The sequence below is a fragment of the Shewanella sp. ISS20 genome (assembly GCF_056522965.1).
Map to the genome: position 1 here is coordinate 3,115,274 of NZ_JAWRZK010000001.1, position 21,603 is coordinate 3,136,876.

The 21,603-nt window shown below is 47.8% G+C and carries 18 protein-coding genes; 12 read left to right on the forward strand and 6 right to left on the reverse strand.

All coding sequences use genetic code 11. The features are described from left to right. Window positions 1-55: 55 nt before the first annotated feature. Both AC1HDP_RS14170 and rsmD read right to left on the reverse strand, forming a co-directional pair. Window positions 56-346: a DUF1145 domain-containing protein gene (locus AC1HDP_RS14170; RefSeq protein ID WP_479639227.1), complete on the reverse strand. Its 291-nt coding sequence runs from the start codon at window positions 344-346 to the stop codon at window positions 56-58. Then, on the reverse strand, window positions 346-1,014 hold the full coding sequence (gene rsmD, locus AC1HDP_RS14175) for a 16S rRNA (guanine(966)-N(2))-methyltransferase RsmD (RefSeq protein ID WP_140930380.1): 669 nt from the start codon (window positions 1,012-1,014) through the stop codon (window positions 346-348). Before rsmD ends, AC1HDP_RS14170 begins: the two co-directional genes overlap by 1 nt. A 238-nt stretch (window positions 1,015-1,252) precedes the next feature. On the opposite strand from rsmD, the gene ftsY reads away from it, so the two are divergent. From ftsY to rpoH, 4 genes are all read left to right on the forward strand, one after another. Next, window positions 1,253-2,824 (forward strand): signal recognition particle-docking protein FtsY, encoded by a 1,572-nt coding sequence (ftsY, locus tag AC1HDP_RS14180; RefSeq protein WP_479639228.1) that lies wholly within the window; start codon window positions 1,253-1,255, stop codon window positions 2,822-2,824. 9 nt (window positions 2,825-2,833) lie between these two features. Continuing rightward, entirely contained in the window at window positions 2,834-3,508 is a 675-nt protein-coding gene (ftsE, locus tag AC1HDP_RS14185; RefSeq protein ID WP_140930382.1) for a cell division ATP-binding protein FtsE, read from the forward strand. Between the two features lie 18 nt (window positions 3,509-3,526). Beyond that, window positions 3,527-4,492, forward strand: coding sequence for a permease-like cell division protein FtsX (gene ftsX / locus AC1HDP_RS14190; protein ID WP_140930383.1), 966 nt, complete (start codon window positions 3,527-3,529; stop codon window positions 4,490-4,492). A 214-nt stretch (window positions 4,493-4,706) separates the two neighbouring features. Then, window positions 4,707-5,561, forward strand: coding sequence for an RNA polymerase sigma factor RpoH (rpoH, locus tag AC1HDP_RS14195; protein ID WP_479639897.1), 855 nt, complete (start codon window positions 4,707-4,709; stop codon window positions 5,559-5,561). A gap of 84 nt (window positions 5,562-5,645) precedes the next feature. Here rpoH and menE read toward each other — a convergent pair whose 3' ends face one another. The 4 genes from menE to menD are packed head-to-tail and all read right to left on the reverse strand — an operon-like array spanning window position 5,646 to window position 10,709. After that, a complete protein-coding gene (menE, locus tag AC1HDP_RS14200; protein ID WP_479639229.1) occupies window positions 5,646-7,016 on the reverse strand; it encodes an o-succinylbenzoate--CoA ligase in 1,371 nt (456 codons plus the stop codon). Then, the gene (gene menC / locus AC1HDP_RS14205) at window positions 7,016-8,062 is read right to left on the reverse strand and encodes an o-succinylbenzoate synthase (protein WP_479639230.1); all 1,047 of its coding nucleotides are present in this window, start codon (window positions 8,060-8,062) and stop codon (window positions 7,016-7,018) included. The genes menE and menC overlap by 1 nt, the downstream gene beginning before the upstream one ends. An 8-nt stretch (window positions 8,063-8,070) precedes the next feature. Continuing rightward, complete coding sequence (locus AC1HDP_RS14210) at window positions 8,071-8,982, reverse strand: alpha/beta fold hydrolase (protein WP_479639231.1); 912 nt, start codon at window positions 8,980-8,982, stop codon at window positions 8,071-8,073. An 8-nt stretch (window positions 8,983-8,990) separates the two neighbouring features. Continuing rightward, the gene (gene menD / locus AC1HDP_RS14215) at window positions 8,991-10,709 is read right to left on the reverse strand and encodes a 2-succinyl-5-enolpyruvyl-6-hydroxy-3-cyclohexene-1-carboxylic-acid synthase (protein ID WP_479639232.1); all 1,719 of its coding nucleotides are present in this window, start codon (window positions 10,707-10,709) and stop codon (window positions 8,991-8,993) included. Window positions 10,710-10,989: 280 nt separating this feature from the next. On the opposite strand from menD, the gene AC1HDP_RS14220 reads away from it, so the two are divergent. The 8 genes from AC1HDP_RS14220 (at window position 10,990) to AC1HDP_RS14255 (ending at window position 21,596) form a co-directional block, all read left to right on the forward strand. Next, window positions 10,990-11,946 carry a LysR family transcriptional regulator gene (locus tag AC1HDP_RS14220; RefSeq protein ID WP_479639233.1) on the forward strand — a complete coding sequence of 319 codons (957 nt, stop codon included), beginning with the start codon at window positions 10,990-10,992 and terminating at the stop codon, window positions 11,944-11,946. Window positions 11,947-12,410: 464 nt separating this feature from the next. Then, window positions 12,411-13,319 (forward strand): DmsE family decaheme c-type cytochrome, encoded by a 909-nt coding sequence (locus tag AC1HDP_RS14225; protein ID WP_140933962.1) that lies wholly within the window; start codon window positions 12,411-12,413, stop codon window positions 13,317-13,319. A gap of 15 nt (window positions 13,320-13,334) precedes the next feature. After that, window positions 13,335-15,338 (forward strand): MtrB/PioB family decaheme-associated outer membrane protein, encoded by a 2,004-nt coding sequence (locus AC1HDP_RS14230; RefSeq protein WP_479639234.1) that lies wholly within the window; start codon window positions 13,335-13,337, stop codon window positions 15,336-15,338. Between the two features lie 27 nt (window positions 15,339-15,365). Further along, window positions 15,366-17,882, forward strand: a complete 2,517-nt coding sequence (locus AC1HDP_RS14235; protein WP_479639235.1) for a DMSO/selenate family reductase complex A subunit — start codon at window positions 15,366-15,368, stop codon at window positions 17,880-17,882. 14 nt (window positions 17,883-17,896) lie between these two features. After that, complete coding sequence (locus AC1HDP_RS14240; RefSeq protein WP_140930391.1) at window positions 17,897-18,577, forward strand: DMSO/selenate family reductase complex B subunit; 681 nt, start codon at window positions 17,897-17,899, stop codon at window positions 18,575-18,577. A gap of 68 nt (window positions 18,578-18,645) precedes the next feature. Then, complete coding sequence (locus tag AC1HDP_RS14245; RefSeq protein WP_479639236.1) at window positions 18,646-19,323, forward strand: TorD/DmsD family molecular chaperone; 678 nt, start codon at window positions 18,646-18,648, stop codon at window positions 19,321-19,323. A gap of 64 nt (window positions 19,324-19,387) precedes the next feature. Beyond that, window positions 19,388-19,873 (forward strand): Lrp/AsnC family transcriptional regulator, encoded by a 486-nt coding sequence (locus tag AC1HDP_RS14250; protein WP_479639237.1) that lies wholly within the window; start codon window positions 19,388-19,390, stop codon window positions 19,871-19,873. A 367-nt stretch (window positions 19,874-20,240) separates the two neighbouring features. Further along, entirely contained in the window at window positions 20,241-21,596 is a 1,356-nt protein-coding gene (locus AC1HDP_RS14255) for a sodium-dependent transporter (protein ID WP_479639238.1), read from the forward strand. Window positions 21,597-21,603 lie beyond the last annotated feature (7 nt).

Here is a 21,603-nt window from a genome sequence, read left to right on the forward strand (position 1 = left end):
TGGCAATTAGCTTATAAAAAACCCGCAGTTAGCGGGTTTTTTTATGGGCGCGGCTTTATGAATGCTGGCTTTTATAAGCGCGGAATTTAAATTCCAATAAAGCAAAGACGCCGAATATTAATATTTGCAGGCGGGTGCAGCGAAGCTGCGCGAGGGTGATAGCTGGATTAGCGCGATAGCGATAATGAAATGCTGCGCTAAATAATCCATGCATGATCAAAGTGACTCCAAGCAGCCCCTGCAATAATGGCTGAATCATGCCCGTAAAAGGGTGCGAAAGACTAACTAGCATCAGTCCCCAAGCCAGCAAGGTCGCGCCTTTACCTAAACGAATCAGGCTTAACATTATTCACTTGCCGCTTGATAGCGAAATAAGCGATAACTCACTTGTCCTGCTTGCTTGTGTTTTAGTGCTTGCCAAGTGCTTGGCAGGTTCATATCGGTTAATTCAGACTCTGTTTCTAAATAAATTAGCGCGTCATCGTTTAACCATAGATTTTTATCAAGTAACTCAATGCACTGCGCCGCTAAGCCTTGGCGAAAGGGTGGGTCGATAAACACAATATCAAAGCCCTTGCTTGGCGCTGGATCATTTTTAGCTAGCGCTGTGGCTGGGCTTTGCTGCAATAACAACAAACTGTTGCCTTGCACTACATCTGCCGTATCGCATTTTAGGGTAGTGAGGTTAATTTGCAGCTGTTTAGCGGCTTGAGGCTGCAGCTCAAATACGCGCGCGTAGGCTGCGTATCTTGATAAAGACTCTAACGCTAAGGCGCCACTGCCACCAAAACAATCCAGTACGCGACTGTCAGTTAATTCTGCAGCTAGCCAGTTAAATACGGTTTCGCGCACTCTGTCGGTGGTCGGTCTAAGACCTTCTAAATCGTGAATTGGCAGCTTACGAGAACGCCATTGACCGGCGATGATCCGCACTTGGCCGCTACCACCTTTAGGGTTGCTGCTGGCACTTTTAGACGAGGATGTGCCCTTGTTCGCCATTCTGTTCTTGGCCATGGTGCCCCTATGATTTTGCCTGAAGAAAGAAAGTGGTAGACTATGCCACCTTTAAGGCGGCAATTTTACCTTAAGTTGACGGTTTCGGGTGAGTCTTTCCCTAAGCGCAATAAACACAATTAACGTCAGTGAGACTTAAGCTCCATAACGGCAGCCCCTTACGGCTGGTAATAAAAACGAATACTCAGTTGTTGATTAACGTCAGCCACATAATAAATAACAGGTGTCGGTAGCATTTATGGCTAAGAAAGGTTTTTTTTCCTGGTTTCGCAGAGACAAGTCGCAAGATGAAGAACAAGCTAAATTAGAAGCGCAAGCCCAAGCAGAAGCTGAGGCTAATGCACTAGCGGAAGCGCAGGCAGAAGCTGAAGCAAAGGCAGAAGCTGAAGCAAAGGCAGAAGCTGAAGCAAAGGCAGAAGCTGAAGCAAAGGCAGAAGCTGAAGCTGAAGCAAAGGCAGAAGCTGAAGCTAAGGCAGAAGCTGAAGCTAAGGCAGAAGCTGAAGCTAAGGCAGAAGCTGAAGCTAAGGCAGAAGCTGAAGCTAAGGCAGAAGCTGAAGCTAAGGCAGAAGCTGAAGCTAAGGCAGAAGCTGAAGCTAAGGCAGAAGCTGAAGCTAAGGCAGAAGCTGAAGCTAAGGCAGAAGCTGAAGCTAAGGCAGAAGCTGAAGCTAAGGCAGAAGCTGAAGCTAAGGCAGAAGCTGAAGCTAAGGCAGAAGCTGAAGCTAAGGCAGAAGCTGAAGCTAAGGCTCGACGCGATGCTCAGGCTGAAGCTCAAGCACAGGCTGAAGCTCAGGCACGACGCGATGCTCAAGTACAAGCTGAAGCTCAAGCACAAACAGAAATTGAAGAACAGCAGCCAGAGCCACAGGATAAGCCGGTGAAAGAAGGTTTATTTGCGCGTTTAAAGCGCGGCTTAATGCGTACCAGTGAGAACATTGGTAGCGGCTTTATGAGCTTGTTCCGCGGTAAAAAGATTGATGATGATCTATTTGAAGAATTAGAAGAGCAGTTATTGATTGCTGATGTGGGAGTTGAGACCACCACTAAATTGATTAAAAATCTGACCGAACACGCCAGTCGCAAGCAGTTAAAAGATGCCGAAGCCTTGTATGAATTACTGCGTAAAGAATTGCATCACACCATAGCTCCGGTTGCTATTCCGTTAGTGCCAGAAAATGGCGATGGTCCATTTGTGATCTTAATGGTGGGCGTTAATGGTGTAGGTAAAACTACTACTATCGGCAAGATGGCAAAACAGTATCAAAATCAAGGTAAATCTGTAATGCTGGCGGCCGGTGATACTTTCCGCGCGGCGGCGGTAGAGCAGCTGCAAGTTTGGGGTCAGCGCAATAATATTCCTGTGATTGCCCAGCACACAGGGGCTGATAGTGCCTCAGTGTTGTTTGATGCCTTGCAAGCGGCCAAAGCGCGTAAAGTCGATGTCTTGATTGCTGATACCGCAGGGCGTTTACAGAATAAGAGCCACTTGATGGAAGAGCTTAAGAAAGTGGTGCGAGTAATGAAAAAACTCGATATCAATGCACCCCATGAAGTCATGCTGACCTTAGATGCGAGCACGGGCCAAAATGCGATTAGTCAGGCGCAATTGTTCCAAGAGGCGGTCGGCATTACCGGCATTAGCATCACTAAGCTTGATGGCACAGCCAAAGGCGGGGTGATCTTCGCCATTGCTGATAAATTTGGCATTCCAATTCGTTATATCGGTGTGGGTGAGCAAATTGATGATTTGCGCCAATTTGATGCTAATGATTTTATCGAAGCATTATTTAACCAAGATGGTGACAAGGCTTAAGGATAACCCATGATACGATTTGAGCAGGTAACCAAGGTGTATTCTGGTGGCCATAAAGCATTGAATGATGTGAATTTTCACCTGCGCAAAGGTGAAATGGCTTTTTTGACCGGCCACAGTGGTGCCGGTAAGAGTACCTTGCTCAAGTTGATCACCGTGATTGAGCGCGCCAACGCCGGTCGCGTGATGATCAATGGTCATGATATTGCCAGCATCAAGCGTGACGATGTGCCTTATTTGCGCCGCGATATTGGCATGATCTTCCAAAATCACCATTTGTTGATGGATAGAAGCGTGTTTGACAATGTCGCCTTGCCGTTAGTGATTGAGGGTTTTACCTTAGGTGAAATTCGCAAACGCGTTGATGGTGCGCTCGATATGGTCGGCCTGTATGGCAAAGATAGGCACAATCCTGTGATGTTATCGGGTGGTGAGCAGCAGCGGGTGGGCATAGCGCGCGCTATCGTCAATAAGCCACCGTTATTACTGGCCGATGAGCCGACAGGTAACTTAGATCCTAAGTTATCTATGGATATTTTACGCTTATTTGAAACCTTAAATGCCGCTGGCACTAGCGTGCTCATAGCCACGCACGATCTTGGCCTGATTGCACGGATGAAATACCGCACTTTAACCTTAAGGCAAGGGCGGATGTTAGGTGCTCAAGAGCTAGCACACGGATAAGCAACCACAGGATTCTGCATGTCTAATCAGGTGTCATTAAGTCGCAGCAAACTGCCTTTTACTGGGCGGATCATTATGTTTTTTGTGCGTCATCTTCAGCAGGCCATGGCAAGCCTAGGTGAGTTATGGCGCAATCCCGTCTCGTCGATTATGACCATGGCGGTACTTGGCGTGAGCTTAAGTTTACCTGCGGCGCTGCAAGTATTAGTTAAAAATGCCGAAGCTGTGACTGATTCATGGGCAAGCGCCGCTGAAATTTCATTGTTTATCAATGAAGGGCGCAGTGAGCAATCGATTAAGAACCTTATTACTCGCATTCAAAGTTACCCAGAAATCAGCGATGTACGTTATATCAGCCGTGACCAAGCCTTAGCTGAATTTAAGCAATTGTCTGGTTTTGGTGAGGCGCTCGATTATTTAGATACTAACCCGCTGCCCGCCGTCGTGCTGGTTACCCCAAGCCAGAAGTATTCCAGTGCGGGCGGCGCGCGCGAATTGCTAAATAAGTTGCAGCAAGAGCCGGAAGTGAGCTTTGGGCGCTTAGATATCGAGTGGCTAGAGCGTTTACAAGCTGTGCTTAAGTTACTGCAGCATACTGTGATGGCCATTGCCGTGTTGCTGGTGCTGGCCGTCGTGCTTGTCATAGGTAACACAGTTCGTCTAGCCATTATGGCGCGGCGCGCCGAAATTGAAGTGATGAAGCTAGTGGGTGCTACCGAAGGCTTTATTCAGCGCCCCTTCTTATATACAGGCGTGTGGTATGGCGTGATTGGTGGATTACTCGCTTGGGTGATCATCAATATTTTGGTGTTGTACCTCGATTCTGCGCTGGCTGAGTTAATGGGCTTGTACCAGACCAGTCTTAACATGCAAACCTTGTCGTTTAGTGAGTTGCTGCAGTTAATTGTCCTCGCTTCATTCTTAGGCTGGCTTGGCTCTTACTTATCGGTTAGGCAGCATTTACGCAATATTGAACCTTCATAACGGTGAACATTTGTTCACTTGCAGCAACGGTGAAATACGGCAGAATAGAATATCAGCTAGCTCAACCTTAGGCACACAAAAACAAGCCTTAAGGTTGACAGTCTGCGATGAATATTCGATAGTTCGTCAGGTTGTGGCTCAACAAGGAGCCAAACAACCCGATATAAACCACGTTAGTCGCTGGTTTATTTATGTTTTAGGAGCGTGAATGACAATGTTATCTTCCTCTATGACGCTGACGGTTCCCCAAAGTAGCGGTAGTCTTGAAGCTTATATTCACTCGGTTAATAGCAGATCTATGCTGGATGCTGAAACTGAATATGAGTTGGCGAAATGTCTGCAGCAAACAGGTGATCTGCAAGCGGCAAAGCAGCTGATCATGTCGCATTTGCGTTTTGTGGTGCATGTGGCTCGCGGTTACGCCGGTTACGGTTTACCACAGGCGGATCTTATCCAAGAAGGTAATATCGGCTTGATGAAGGCGGTTAAGCGTTTTGACCCAGATGTTGGCGTGCGCTTAGTGTCTTTCGCCGTGCATTGGATCAAGGCCGAAATTCATGAATACGTATTGAAAAACTGGCGTATCGTTAAAGTGGCTACCACCAAAGCCCAGCGTAAGTTGTTCTTTAATCTGCGTAAAGCCAAGACTCGTTTAGGTTGGTTTAGTGATGAAGAAGTCAGCATGGTGGCTGAAAATCTGGGCGTGAGTAAAGCCGATGTGACCGAAATGGAGTCACGCATGGCTGCGCAAGACCCGGCCTTTGATTTAGCGAGCGACAATGACGATGAGCATGATTATGCCCCAGTGCATTTCCTTGAAGATCATTCATCAGATGTTGCCGCGCAAGTAGAAAACGCTAATTGGGACAACGATGCCCAGTCGCGTTTGCTCGCCGCCATTAAGACCTTAGATGAGCGCAGTCAGCACATACTGCAAGCGCGCTGGTTAGATGAAGAAAATAAGATTACTTTGCAAGAACTAGCGGCTGAGTATCAAGTATCGGCTGAGCGTATTCGCCAGCTTGAGAAAAATGCGATGAATAAGCTTAAGCTGCAAATGTCGATTTAATGCTGTGATGAGTCAATGACTCATCACCATAAACAAGCCTGCTGATGCAGGCTTTTTTGTGGCTGTCATTTACTGCTATGGCGCTTAATCAATGGATTGGCGGGCTAACGCTATGACTTGTTGGCGATTGACTTTAATTCCCATCTCAGGCGCATCTTCTGGCCATAACCAATATTGGCGAGGCCGTTTAAACTGGGCTAATAGCGGCAATATGGCTTGATTGAGCTCATCTTGGCTGAGTCTAGTATCTCCCGCCCAGCGGATAATGGCCGCGGGCAATAAACCAAATTCATGGTTAGGCACAGGAAAAACTATGGCGTTTGCGACTGCATCTAATTGAGTTAATAAGGCTTCGATTTCCTCAGGCTGAATATTTTCCCCGCCGCAAATAAACATGTTATCGCTGCGCCCAGTCACGTTCAGTTGGCCATCATCACTCCAGTGGCCGCAATCGTTAGTGCAAAACCAGCCTTGGGGGTCAAGCGGTAAGGCTAGCCCGGTATCGGATAAATATCCTAAGAATAAGGTCGCGCCTTTCACCCAAATAATGCCATCACGAATGTCTAGTTGGCGCTCAGGCAGCAAGCGGCCTGATAAGCCGCGGTTATTAATCTGACCTGTGCAGATTTGTGAGCTCATTTCTGTCATGCCATAGCTGCAAAAGGCTTGAATGTGATGCTTTGCTAATACTGCTTGCAGTTGACTGGAAATAGCGCCGCCGCCAAGCAGCATGGCCTTAAGTCCGCTTAAGTCACAGTGATTATCCACTAAGCGCTGTAATTGCGTTGCCACTAACGAGACATGGCTAACCTGTGGCACTTGCAGTGATAACGGCTCATCACTCATTAGCTGCACGCAGGCGCCCGCGATGGCGCAGCGATTCAGTATGGCTAAACCGCCAATATGAAATAGCGGTAGCGATAACAGCCAGCGATCCCCTGCGTGCAGCGGGATGATTTGCGCCGAGCCTTGGGCGCTATGAATATGGTTAGCTAAACTGTGAACCGCAGCTTTCGGTTGGCCGCTAGAGCCTGAGGTTAAAATGACATTGGCGGCTTGGTGACTATCAATATTGGGGGCTTGGATCGCCAGTTGGCTGTTAAAATCAGGCGTAATAGCGCAGCCCACAAGCCCTGCCACTTCCCCCGGATTATAAATATGGTCTATAGCAAAACGTTGCAGTAATTGATTGATTTGCTTAGGTGGAAACCTTGGGGATATGGGCATAAACACTATGCCCTCATCAATGCAGGTCCAATATAAGCTCACCATAGCTAAGCTGTTGTGACTAATTACACCAAGGCGACAGCCGCGCCCAAGCCCTGCTTGTCGCAGTGACTGCCCTAATGCCAACACCTGCGCGCTTAACTGCCGATAGCTAATACTGCCATTTGAGCTAGCAAGCGCCAGTAAATTAGGGTGTTCGTTTGCGGTTTGGTGTAATGGTGAAATCATCACTTAACCTTTTGCCCGAGTTGTAACACTAAAGTGAGATCGGCTGTTGTTAAGCATGGCTTATTGGCCGTGCTAATCAGCAAGTCTTGGCTAAATGCACATAAGGTATCTAAGCCTGGCGCTTCGTCTGGGGTTAACTGCGCCGCAATTAAGGCTAAATCGTGAATACCAAGTGAGGCTTCAAAGGATGAGCTAATTACGCTGCGCACGCCATCAGCGGCCGCTTGCTCAATCATAGCTTGCAGTTTAGCTAAATCGCCAATGAGCATAGGCTTTAATACCAGTGCTTTTAACCCTGCCATGGGCTGATAGTGAGCATCTGGCGCGCACAGGCTTTCATCCAGCGCAAAACCTATGCCTGTGGCTTGATACACGGCTTGGCAGTCAGTGACATTAGCGCAAGGCTCTTCAATGTAATCAATATTGGCTTTAGGTAAGCAGGCACAAAAATCAATAGCGTCTTCAAGCGAGTAGTGGCGATTAGCATCTAAACGCAAGCGCAATTTGGGCTTGTGAGCCAGCACTTGGTAGATAAGAGCCAAATCTTGCTGCCAAGGTCTTTGTCCCACTTTAATTTTAAGAAAATTGCCTTGATAGTGAGTTAAATACAGCTCAAGGCGATGAGCTAACTCGGCGTCAGTTTCGCCGCTATGGCCATAAACTAACCCTATTGGGGCTAAGTGTGTGCGCGCCGGCGCTAAACGCTCAGTTAATTTGGCATGAGCTAAGCTCAGGGCGAAATCTAGGCTAGGGTATCTATGTTGAATGCTCGCAAGCAGTGCATCTAGGGGCTGATTAAAAAGCCGCGGTAAATCTTGGCTAAGCTGGTGTTCAACTTGCTCAAGGCGCTCGCGGCTAAAGCCATGCAAGGCTTGGCCGTTATCATCTGTGCCTGATAGCGGCGCAATCTCAACCCAAGTATGTTTATCACCACTTGCTAGCTCTAATACCAGCCCAAGGCGCTGGTTAATGCGCTGACTAGCAACGGGTAAGCTTGGGCTGAGTGCAATCTGATAACGATAAAGGGCAATAAAATCCAGCATCATAGAGGTACTTATCCTTGGCAAATATTGGCCGCTAGCCGCGTGGCCAGCGCTTGTGGCTGCGCATTATGTATGTTGTGGCCAGCAGCCGCGATTAAGTGCACCTGCGGGCCGCCACGCGCTTGCCACTGCTGGGCTAGGGCTGAGAACTTAGCATCTTGACTACCGGCGTAATAGAAGCTTGGGATTAAGCGCGGTAAATGCCATAAATTTGCCTGCAAGGCCAGTGATGTATGGCAATAGCAATCATGTAGCCCTTGGGGAGCTCGCACAATTTGCGCCTCAGCCTTTGTCTCTGTTGGTGCACTCGCTTTTGTATCAACTTGTGCACTTGCTGGTGAACTTGTTTGTGAACTTGCTCGAAGCTGCCGCGCATTATCCAAGCGGCGTTCAATTAATTGCGCTTTAGCATTTGGGCTTAAATCGCTAAACACAGCTTGCTGATACCAGTCTTGTAAAAATTGAGCCATGGGCAGAGTGAGTAACTTATCCGCCCATAATTTGTCGTGAGCTAAGCGCGCCTCTTTGTCATCTAGGTTTTTAAGCCCAGGGTGACAGGACTCTAAATGCAGCGATAACACAGTCTTTGGCGCCATATGGGCTAAGTGCAGGGCAATACGCCCGCCTAAGGAGTAACCTTGCAGGTGAAACTGATGGATACCTTGTTTGGCTAACGTATTGATAATTAACTGCGCGCAGCTATCAAAGCCTGGGGATGGAATTAACATATCGCGGCTATCACCATGGCCTGGTAAGTCGATGCAAATGCAATAAAGCTTGTCAGTTAAATGCTCAACATAGCCAAGCCAGTCATGCTTATTGCCTAAAAAACCATGGAGCAAGACTAACGCTGGCGACTTAGGGTCGCCATAACAGCTAAATGCCAGTTCTGGCTGAGTCTCTGGCGCCATAGATAGCGGCATCTTAATCCCTAATGGCATTGACTGAGTTTGATGTATTGATTGATGGCGGCAATTTGATTGCTGGCTTGCTCTGGCGTCACCATCACTTCAATTACAGAGGCGCCTTGATGATTAAAGGCATTCTCTATGGCTTGCTGATATTGTGCTTTATTAGTCACTTGGCTGTAAGGTAAGGAGAACATTTCACTGACGCCCGCAAAGGTTAAGCCATGGCTTAAACGATAATATTGGCTGCGCAGCGCTTCACTCGGAACTGGCAACAGATTAAAAATATTGCCGCCGTCATTGTTTAAAATTACCAGCACCATGAGGGTATCAATTGATTTAGCCAAAGCAAAGGAGTTGAGATCATGCAGTTGCGATAAATCACCTATCAATAAGCCGGTAGCGCCGCTGCAGCCTTTAGCTATGCCGCAAGCGGTTGCTAGTAAGCCATCTATGCCTGAGGCGCCGCGATTGGTGTAAACGTTTAACTCAGGATTTGTTGGCCGCGCATACATATCAAATAAGCGCACTGGCAGGCTGTTACCTATAAACAGTTGCTTGAGGCGAGTATCGGCACTGAATTCTCGCACGACTTGCGCCTCACCAAATTCACCTTCATCAATATGCTCAGTAAAGCCAAGCTCGAGCGTAGTTTGGATGGCATAGAGGTCATTAGCCCAATGAGCCTGCGCCGATTGCGGCCAAGCTAACTGGCACAAGCTAGTAAGCGAGCAGTGAAATAGCTGCTTAGGCTTGTGGCTAGGGTCAAGGCGCTCTTGCTGCGGCAGCACTTGCCAATAGGCGTGCCATGGCTGCTGCGCTAAGTATTGAATCAAACGTTTTGATAGTAAGCGCCCGCCAAATACCAGTACATGCTCAGCTTGGGCAAGCAGCGCTATGGCTTGCGGTTGCTGCAAGAGGGAATCTATATGGTAAAGGCTAGTATCGTCTTGGCGCAGCTGACTTTGCGCGTCCACGACTAACGGCCAACCAAGCTTTTTAGCTAATTGCAGCAATTGCTTAGGGTCTTGCTCTGGGGCTAGGGTGCCTGCGACTATCACGCCCTTTGCATGACTAAAATTCTCAATTTGCTGCGGTGTTGGCAGCGCATTGGCTTGCCAAGTTTGATGGGTGCAATAAGGCTGCTGCGACTGCCTCCAGTGGCTAACAGGCGCGAGATAATCACTGACAACGTCAGTGTTGAGCGCACTTGGGTACAAGGGCTCGCGGTACATGCAGTTGATATGTAATGGGGTGTGCAAATTACTCACGGCTTCATCAAGCTGAGTGAGCAGCGCTTGCGGCGCAATATGCCAGTCTGGCGTCGACAAGCTAATCATTCTGGCATAGTTAGCAAAAATGCCGGTTTGCACTATGGCTTGATTGGCGCCGCAGTTTAATAACTCAGGCGGCCTGTCACCAGATAAAACAATTAACGGCACCTTAGTCAGCCAAGCTTCCACAATCGCAGGATAAAGATTGGCTACCGCGGTACCTGAGGTAGTAATAATGGCGACTGGCGCTTGGCTTGCTTTGGCTAGCCCTAGCGCGAGAAAGCCCAAACCGCGTTCATCAAAATGCAAATGCTGGCTGAGTTTATCTTGATTGGCAGCGGCTAAGGTTAGCGGCGTTGAGCGCGAACCCGGTGCCATACACACATGCTTGACTCCCAGTCTTGCCAGCTCATCGAGAATCATAGAACCCCATAACAAGTTGAGTTCGGCCGTGTGTTGAGTTTGCATAGCGTGACAATCCTGAATCGCAAGAACAAAGGGACAATTATCTTAGACTTAGGCCAGATAATCAAAGGTCAGAGTGTAACCCAAAATAACCCAGCTCGCCTATGAGGCTGCTCGGGTTTCAGCAAATGGTGGAATTTCAAACAGGGTTTTAAATGATCCGGTTAATTTAGATATCTAAAATTATAAAAAGCTCAGCATTACCCCTAAAGTAATACACTTATCACAATGAATTTAAGTTTAACTACTTATAATTCATGAAAAATCATCAGGAACCGACCGCATGTTGAATCAAGAACTGAGGGCGTTATTCGTCTTTACCTCAATTTATGAAACCGGTAGCGCTAGGTTGGTGTCAGAAATGTACCAAATATCGCAATCAAAGGTGAGCCGTTACTTGGCTGTGCTGCGCGATATTTATGCCGATACTTTATTCATTCGCAAGAAAACCGGCTTTTTGCCAACTGAGCGCGCGCATCAGTTGTATCCGCTGATTAAACAGATGACGCAACTGACAGATCAATTAGCGGATTTCAACCGCCGCCAAGTGCAAGTTAATGAATGTGTTATCGCTGTGCCGGCGTTATTTTCTGTGGGCTTGCCTGAATATCTGCAGCGCACCTTGGCGCTGGCTTATCCTAATCTCAACATCGCACTTAAGCCAAGTCGGCGCGGCATCTGCGAAGAAGTGGTTAAAGGCACGGTATGCATAGCTATTACTAATCGCGAATGCACCCGTACCAGCGATTGTTCTAAGCAAGGCGTGAGCATGATCCAAGCCAATTATGTTGGCGAAAATAAAATATCTTTCTTAGTCGCCCATACTGAGCACCCCATTTGGCAAAGCCAACTGACCTTGGAAGATATTGCCTGTCACCCTTATTTAGTGACTCAGACTCCAGGTTACAACGATGTCAGCGATCCGCTAGAAGCTTTTGCATCTCAAATGCAGCTCAATTTGAAGGTGCATCAGCGCAGTTCTAGCTTAGCAACCTCTGCCGATTGTTTAATGGAAGGGGGGGCGCTGACCTTATTGGGCTCACGCTGCGGCGCTGAGTTTTTGCAGAAATTCCCAGGTCTTAAGATGATGGCGCTTGATGACAAGCAATTTTCAAGGCTAGCTCGCGCTATGGCGCCTGCCAAATACTCGTGTATTTGCCGTCAAGATCGCCAAGACAAAATTCCGGCGTTACTGGTTTCTGCCATCAAGGATTACATCATTAAGCAGATAAGCGAGTGAGAGTGATTATTGTTATCCAGGGTCGGGTTGGTTGATAAGTGGCTAGCAAGCCAACTAACCATTTATGAATATTGCTAAAAGTTTGAACTGAGTATGCTTTTGCATATCCTAATGTTTACAGTACATTTAACCTTACTTTTTATGCGTGTTAACGATTATTAACATCTTAGTCACCTCGAAATGTTTTTACCCTTATTTATCATAATCTTAATTAGTTCGTTAATTATACTTAATCAGTGGCTAGAGTGTGATTCAGGCCAAAGCTACTGAGTATTTGCAGACGTTGTCGCAGATTTTCATATACATAAACTAACAAACCCTGATTTAGGTTTTTCATATCTTAAAATACTCACCAAGGGGTACTTGATGCCTCTACTCGCGAGTATATAAAAATATTGGAAGGCCAGAGAATGATGCAGCGTATAAGCAAGGGCTTAACTTTAAGCCTGAACGCACTTCTTGCCATGGTAATGACCATGGCTTTTTGCGTTCAGGCAACCCCCTGGGATGATCTCAGTGGCGAACAACTGGAACAACAACTGACACAAAAGTTTAGTGAGGGTAAATACTCACCTAAAGGCGCGGATTCTTGCCTTATGTGTCACAAGCGCAATGACAAGGTCATGGACATATTTAAGGGTGTGCATGGCGACATGACATCATCCAAATCACCTATGGCTGGATTGCAGTGCGAAGCTTGTCATGGCCCTATGGGTCAGCATAATCGCGGTGGCAAAGAGCCGATGATCGCCTTTGGCGCAGACTCAAAACTGCCTGCTGCCAGTCAAAACAGCGTGTGTCTAGGTTGTCATAACGATCCTAAGCAGATGTCTTGGCATAACAGTACCCATAATCTTGAAGACATAGCCTGCGCTGATTGTCATCAAGTGCATGCGGCAAAAGATCCTGCCTTAGATCGCCTCAGCGTTAATGACACTTGTACTAGCTGTCATACCCAAGCTAAGGCCGACATGAATAAGCGCTCATCACACCCACTGAAATGGGATCAGATGACTTGTACCGATTGTCATAACCCCCATGGTTCTATGACTGAAAGCGCCTTAGTTAAACCTAGCCTTAACGATACCTGTTATGAGTGTCACGCCGAAAAACGTGGCCCATTTTTATGGGAACACGCGCCTGTGGTAGAAAACTGCGCAAATTGTCATAACGCTCACGGCAGCGTCAATCAAGCCTTGCTCAATAGCCGCGTACCGCAATTGTGTCAGCAATGTCATGCCGATGATGGCCACGCTTCTCGCGTAGTGCCGCAAGCAGGTATGGATGCCTTTGGTGGCGGTAAGAGTTGTTTAAATTGCCACAATCAAGTCCACGGCTCTAATCATCCATCCGGCAGCTTACTGTCGCGCTAATCAGGAGTGTTTAGCATGAGATTTTCATTGAATCTACTGACCTTAGCGCTGCTGACTGCCTGTGGCAGTAGTGTTGCTGCAGATTTTGGTGTGGCCAATGCCAATACCTCGCGGGTAAAAGACGGTGCTTATCAGTGTAAAAACTGTGTTGTGGCAAGCGGTGTTAATGGCGTGGTAACGGCCACTGCTGGCTATATCGACTCCAGCAATAAGCATGCGGGCAATGCCTTTGGCACAGATGATGATGGCGCCAATGCGAGCCTAAGTGGCGATGTGCGCTATCAAAATGGTGCTGACTATCGCAGTCAAGTTCAAGCGCATCAATTAGGGCTAGATAATGGTTTTGCGACCTTAAGCACTGGGCGCTTAGGTCAATATCAGCTTGATATGGATTATCAAAGCATTACCACTTATCAAGCGGGCGCGGCGCAATCAAACTTATGGCATAACGATGGCATGTTAGTGCCAAGCCCTTATGGCCGGATATTTGATTTAGCCCTTGAGCGTCAGCGCGCTGGTATAGGGCTGGATTATGATTTTGGCGATATCGCGGCGTTAGTCGATATCAGCACCTTTGTGCGCTACGACCGGGAAGAAAAGACTGGCACTAAGAGCGCCAGTTTGCTGGCCCAGCGGCCAATGAATTTTGGTTTGCCTGTGGATGAGTCGACCGACAAATTAAGTGCCGGCGCTGTTATGTCTGGCGCTAATTGGCTCAGTGAACTTAGCTATCATGGCAGTCAATACAGCAACCATATCAATAACATTAGTCTGCCTTATGCCAGCGATGTTTATGCGGCGACGCCAGATAATCAGGCGCATCAACTAACACTATCAGGCCAGTATCGCTTGGATACTAGCGTGGTTAATGGCCGCGTTGTGGCAGGGCGCATGGTTCAAGATGACGCCTTAATCCAGATGAGTGGCAATCCGCTGCAAAACTGGGACGGGCAAGTGGATACCTTAGACGCCAAGTTAGCCGCCACTTCTATGCTGACTAACCGCTGGCGGGTTGGTGGCAGCCTTGATTACAGCAAGCGCGATAACGACTCCTCTGTGCATGAATTTATGCAGCTTGATTACAATCCACTTAATGGCAGTTTCACTCAAAACGTGCCACTGGATATCGAGCGGCAAACCGTCAAGTTAAACACTAGCTATCGCATTGCCTCAGGCTATCGCTTGCAGGCAGGTTATGACTTTAAACAAGTTGAACGCAGCTATGGTGAGCGCGAGCGCACGGAAGATAACTCTCTGTGGGCAGAACTTGATATCCGCACGTTCGAGACTGTGCGCTTTGATATTAAAGGCAGCTATGGCAATCGCGGTGGCAGTCGTTATCAAGCCAATGAGCTGACATCAAGTGAAGAGAGCAGCTTACTGCGCAAGTTTAATTTGGCCGACAGAGAGCGCACTGAAGTTGAAGTTGGCATGCAATACACGCCGCTCACTTGGCTGGTACTGGATGTCACCACACGTTACGCCTTTGATGATTATTACCACACCGACCTAGGTCTTAATGAGTCGCGGGACTATGGCTATGACATCAACTTAAGCCTGCAACTGACAGAGCAGCTAAATGCCTATGGTTTTGCTGGGCAGCAGTGGATTGATTCTCAGCAAAGCGGCGATCAAAGTGCGCACTGGCAGGCTGATATCAACGACAGCTTTATCAATCTTGGCGCCGGCGCATCTTATAGCGGTTTGCTCGATGACAAGTTGACCTTAGGGCTAGATTACCTATTTGCCAACTCTAACGGTGAAACCTTAGTAAACCAAGAGCAGGCAGGCGCTTACGGCGATTACTTCAGCTTTAACCACAGCCTTGAGCTGTATGGTCAATACGCCTTAAGCGACACCATGCAGCTTAAGCTCGCGTATCAGTTTGAGCGCTATTTCGATACCGATGCTAGTCAAATGCAGCTCGACTCCCTCACAGGTATCACCACTTTGGGCATGGTAGACAATAACTACAACGCTCATCAGCTGATGTTGTCCTTCAGCTACTTGCTGCCGTAAGCAGAATTATTCTTAGAGGAAAAAATAATGGAACGCAGAAGTTTCTTAAAAATGAGCGCCGCCATGAGCTGCGCCGCGACAGTAACAGGTTGTAATTCAAGCTCGAAGGACGCCAATCTGGTACCGCCACAGCCACCAGTCAGTGAAGAAGCCATTAACTGGTCATCTTGCTTAGTTAACTGTGGCTCTAACTGCCCAATTAAGGTCTTTAGCCGTGATGGCGTGATCACTCGGGTTGAAACCGATCATGAAGTTGACGATGTCTACGGCCTGCATCAAGTGCGTGCCTGTGCCCGTGGCCGCTCTTTGCGCCAGCGCACCTATGCGCCAGATCGCCTAAAAACTCCTATGAAGCGAGTCGGTGAGCGCGGTGAAGGCAAATTTGTGCCTATTAGCTGGGATGACGCGACCACGATAGTGGCTGAAAATCTGCAGCGGGTAATTAACCAATACGGTAACCAAGCCGTATTTCGCAGCTATGGTTCTGGCGCTTATTATGGTTTTGCCTCTAACGCTAACTTTAACCGCCTGTTTAACTTAGTCGGTGGCTGCCTCAATGCTTATGGTAACTATTCTTGGGCGCAGCAAATGGAAGCGGCTCAGCATACCTTTGGTACTGGCAGCACTATGGGTTCATCAACATCGACCATAGCCGACAGTGATTTCTTCTTAGGCGTTGCTTATAACCCAAGTGAAATTCGTCAATCTGGTTCAGGCGAAGGCTATGACTTCTTGCAAGCACTGCAAAAGAATAATGACCTTAAAGTGGTGATGATTGACCCGCGTTACACTGACTCCATGTTAGGCAAAGAGTCCATGTGGCTGCCAATTCGCCCAGGCACTGACGCAGCGTTTGCTGAGGCTGTGGCTTATCAGATGATTAGCACTGGCTGGGTAGCGAAAAACTCACTGGATTTTATCAACAAGCATGTAGTGGGTTATGACGCTGCTTCTATTGCAGCGCAACAGGCAAAGTTTGAAGCTAGCAATGATGCGACTAAGCAAGAATATGCCAAGGTTATGGATAGCCAAGATAACTACCATGACTACATCTTAGGTCTGAATAAGTTTGCAGGGCCGGCGCGCACTCCTGAATGGGCCGAGAGCATTACTGGTATTTCAGCTGATAAAATCCGTGAAATTGCGGATGATTTAATGGCTGCCAAAGCGCCTTACATAGTGATAGGCGCTGGCGTTAACCGTCAGGCGAACGGCGAGCAAAGCATGCGCGCCTTGTACATGTTATCAGTACTGACAGGTAAACTTGGTACTCGCGGCGCCTCTAACGGTGAGCTGCCTTATATGAGTGGCATGGGCCGCGCTGGTATTCCAACGGGTAGCAATCCAGTGAAAGAATCCATCTCTTTCTTCACTTGGTCAGAAGCCATAGTCAATGGTAAAGACTTTACCGCCCGCACTCATGGTCTGCGTGGTGTTAAAGGGCTAGATACTAAGCTTGGCACTAACATTCACTTTATCTTGTCAGCCTCAGACAGCTCGCTGTTAAATCAGCACGCTGAAATCAACAACACAGCGCAAATTCTGCGGGATGCCGAAGACTTGTTTGTGGTCAGCTGTGATTGCTGGATGACCCCAGGCGCTAAATTTGCCGACATCATTTTGCCAGACACTAGCTGGTTAGAATCTAACGACTTAGTAGATAACTCCTATGCTGCTGGCGCGCTTGGTTATTTAACTGCTATGTCTGCTGCGGTTGAGCCTATGTGGGATTGCAAGTCTATGCATGACGCCGCGGCTATGATTGCCGACAAGATGGGCGTGGGCGCGGAATTTACTGACGGTAAAACTGAAGCGCAGTGGTTAGAAGAGCTGTATCAAAAGACGCGCGTAATGAGCCAAAACCAAGGAGTCGTGCCAGCGTTCCCTGCCACCTATAAAGAAGCGCAGGCTCAAGGTTTATTCCGTAAAGACATGCAGTTAAACCATGTAGCTTTAGCCGATTTTGTGCATGAAGGTAAGGCGTTAAGCACGCCATCGGGCAAGATTGAAATCTACTCAGCTGAGCTTGCGTGGCGCGCGGCTAACTGGAACACCGAAGATAAGACAGGCGTTAAAGGCGACACCATCACAGCTATCCCTCAGTACACAGTAACTTGGGACGGTTATGAAGATGCCGATACCTCAGTAGCTTATCCATTGCAGTTAGCTAGCTATCACACTAAAGGCCGCACCCATTCAAGCTATCACAACGTGCCTTGGCTGCGCGAAGCCGTAGAAGATGCGCTGTGGATCAATCAATTTGATGCCAATGCCTATGGCCTAAAATCTGGTGACAAGGTTGAAGTGTATAACGCGCGCGGCTCGATTGAAGTGCCGGTGAAAATCACCCCGCGGGTAGCACCTAATGTGGTGGCGCTCGGTCAAGGCGCTTGGTATTTAGCAGACGCGAAAGGCCGCGTTGGCAGCAGTGGCAAGGTGATAGATGTGGGCGGAGCGGTTAATTCTTTAACTCGCTATCAGCCAAGTCCTGTGGCCAAAGGTAATCCACAGCTCACCATTCGTGTACAGATCAAGAAAGCTTAAGGGAGCACTTGTAAATGACTCAACCAACTCAATATGGTTTCTACGTTGATACCACCAAGTGCACCGGCTGTAAGGCTTGTCATGTGTCTTGTAAAGACCGTCAGGCCGATACTATTCGCGCTACCCATAACCCTATGAATGGCGGCGTGCCAAGCTTAGCGGGCGTAACTTGGCGCCGAGTGTACGAATATGGCGGTGGGGAATGCAGTATGAATCCTGCCACTAAAGTGTTCGAGAACAATGTGTTTGCTTACTACATGTCCATAGGTTGCAACCACTGCTCTGAGCCTGTGTGCGTCAAAGCGTGCCCAACAGGCGCTATGCATAAGCGCCGTGAAGATGGTTTAGTGCATGTGGCGCAAGACTTGTGCATTGGCTGCGAAAGCTGCGCCCGCGCTTGCCCTTATGACGCGCCGCAGATTGACCGTGAGCGCAAAGTAATGACTAAGTGTGATGGTTGTTATGAGCGCTTAGCTGAAGGTAAAAAACCTACCTGTGTTGAGTCTTGCCCGCTGCGCGCGCTGGATTTTGATACCATGGAAAACCTAGAAGCTAAGTACGGTAAAGGCGATAGTCATATTGCGCCATTGCCAAGTCCAGCGATTACGTCACCCAATCTTATCATCAAGGCTAACCGCCATGGCCAGCCTGCGGGCAGCAACATGGGTCGTATCTTGAACCTGAGTGAAGTGTAAAATCACAGAGCTTACTATTGCCAAGACAAGCGCCTAAGGGCGCTTGTCTTTTTATAAAAGAGACACTTATGACCAGCAACACAATCGATTTTATTGAATATCAAGGGATTGCTCGCATACTGCACCATTTCTTGTGCCATTATCCTGAAGCATCCTTGCTCAATGAATTTATTGAGCATGACGTAGCAGGTAGTTGGCCAACTTTGGCGGCGCGCGCATCTAATACTCAAGGGCGAGCTGCCCTAAGCCGTTATTTAAGCCAGTGGCAAGCGCAAGACAGTTGCACTAAAGACAGCCAAATAATTGAGTTACAACTAGATTATGGCCAATTGTTCTTTGGCCCAGGTGAGCCAAAGGCGATACCTCAGGGCTCTGTGTATTTAAGTGAAGAGCAACTGCTAAACGATAGAAGCACAGTGGCGCTTATGGACTTTTATAAGACCCACGGCGTGGAATTAACCCTTAACTATCGTCAGCCACTTGATCATATTGGTTTATTTTTTAGTGTGTTAGATAGTAGCTTGGGCCGCTTAGCCAAGGAACCAGCCAATTTAGAGTTGACCCAATTTATTCAAATTCTGCTGCAGCAACACTTGCTGCCATGGTCAGGGCGCTGCTTAGAGCTTGCCGCCAAGCATGCCGATAGTGAGTTTTATCAAGGCATGGCTTTGCTCGCTGATGATTTTTTATGTCAGTTAGCGGCTGATTTTAAGGTAGTGGCTATGCCCATGCGTTTGTTTAGGTAAGACTTGTCAGCTTGCCATAAAGGGCTTAGGCTCGCCCCAGAACAAAGGTTACTGAGAACAGTGAATGGCGCAATTAGTCTTAGATAAGCTCGACCTGCAAATACTCAAACTAATGCAGGCCCATGGCAAGTTATCCAATCAAGAATTGGCTGAAAAAGTCGGCTTGTCGGCATCGCCTTGCTCGCGCCGCGTTAAGGCATTGGAAGAGGCGGGCTATATTGCTGGTTACGCTACTTTATTAAATCCTGAGCACTTTAATTTGGTGCTTACTGCCTATGTGCAAGTGCGCCTTGATAAGCATTCTGGCGAAGTGTTAGATAACTTTGAAACTAAGATGGCCAGTTATGATGAAGTGCAGGAATGCTGCCTATTAACTGGCAGTGACTTTGATTATCAGCTTAAAGTGCTGATCCGCGACATGCCAGAGTACAAAATCTTTCTGCTGGATAAACTCACTAGCATTGAGCATGTGAGCGGTGTGCGTTCAAGCTTTGTGCTAAAACAGGTGAAAAACCAGACCCGCATTCCGCTGCCCCATGACCTCCCATGATTTAGCTTAAGGTTACTGTTAGCGCCGTATGTTAGGCGGCGCTGTTAGTTGCCTTCGAGCTGCCATCCAAGCTGTAATTCAGGCCAGTTGCGATGAGTTGTTTGAACTCGCTCACCCTTAAAAGTGTGACTCATGTCGCAACTTTGGTTGTTTGTGACGACTACAGAAAATTGCGCAGCAATCAAGTTAGTTGCTCGCCTGCGCAATCATTTGTTCAATATTAAACATAAATTGAGGATTAATTTCTCAAAAAATCTATTTGAAAGCTAAATGCGCTATAAAATCTAAGTTTAAAGCTGATTTATCGCGTTGACACTTTGGCGTGAGGCATTAAGATGCGCGCTCATTTCAGTGGTCGAGGTTAACCATGGCATCAACAGCAGCTACGCAATTTAGCTCGCGTATTGGCTTTATTATGGCGGCAGCAGGTTCTGCCGTTGGGGTGGGTAATATTTGGGGATTTCCAACCCAAGCAGCCACTCATGGCGGCGGCGCCTTCTTGCTGGTGTATTTATTGCTGATCTTGGTTTTAGGTTATCCCATGCTGCTGGCAGAACTTATGATTGGTCGTCACGGCCAAACTAATCCTGCCGATGCCATGGCCAAGGTGGCTAAGGGTGCTTTGGCTAAAAAGATCGGTAAGGCCATCGGCATATTTTCGATTATTACCGCCACCTTGATTTGCACCTTTTACAGCATTTTATCTGGTTGGTTCGTGAGTTATGCCATGGCGCCGGTGGCGCAAATGGCGGGCATGAATGATGTCAGTGCTTGGCTGATGGACTTTTCAGTATCGCGCAATTTAGTATTTACCTTAGTATTTATTGCCATGGTGATCTTGGTCATTCGCCAAGGCGTACAGCAAGGTATTGAGCGCTGGTCAAAGCGTTTGATGCCGTTATTGCTGCTGATTTTGGTGGCGGGCGTTGGCTATATTCTGACGCAAGATGGCGCTATGGAAGGCTTAACCGTGTTGTTAGTGCCTGACTTTTCAAGAGTGTGGGACGCGGATGTATTAATTGGCGCGCTTGGGCAAACCTTCTTTTCTTTGACCATAGGTACAGGCGCCATGATGGTGTACGGCGCTTATGTGAGTCAGCAAGAAAACTTAGGTAAGTTAACTGCTTATGTCACCTTAACTGATACTTGCGTGGCATTTTTAGCGGCCTTAATGGTGCTGCCAGCCATGTATGTGGCGCAGCATAATGGCGTTGAGATTTTTGCCGCCGATGGCAGTTTATTGAATGCCGATACCTTAGTCTTTACTGTGCTGCCAGCCTTGTTTGAAACCTTAGGCGGTGTGAGTCAGTACTTGTTAGCCATAGTGTTTTTTATGCTGATGACTATCGCCGGACTGACCTCAGCCATTTCTATTGTTGAAGTGCCAACCAGTTATTTAGTGGAGAAAACCGCGTTAGGTCGCAATCAAGCCAGCGCTTTAGTGGGATTAGTAATTGCCGCGTTATCTGTGCTGGTGGTGTGTTATTTCGGTAGCTTGTTTAGCCTGATCATTACCTTAACCACAGAGCGCGCGCAGCCGTTGATTGCCTTAGGCATCGCTATTTATGTGGGTTGGGTGTGGAACCGTCAGCAGTTATTGGCTGTGATAGCGCAGCAAGATGGCGTTGATACTAGCCATTGGTTTTGGCGCTGGTGGCCAAGTTACGTTAAGTTCGTGTGCCCTGGCTTAATTTTGCTGATTATCGTGCAGTTATTGCAATAAGCTTTAG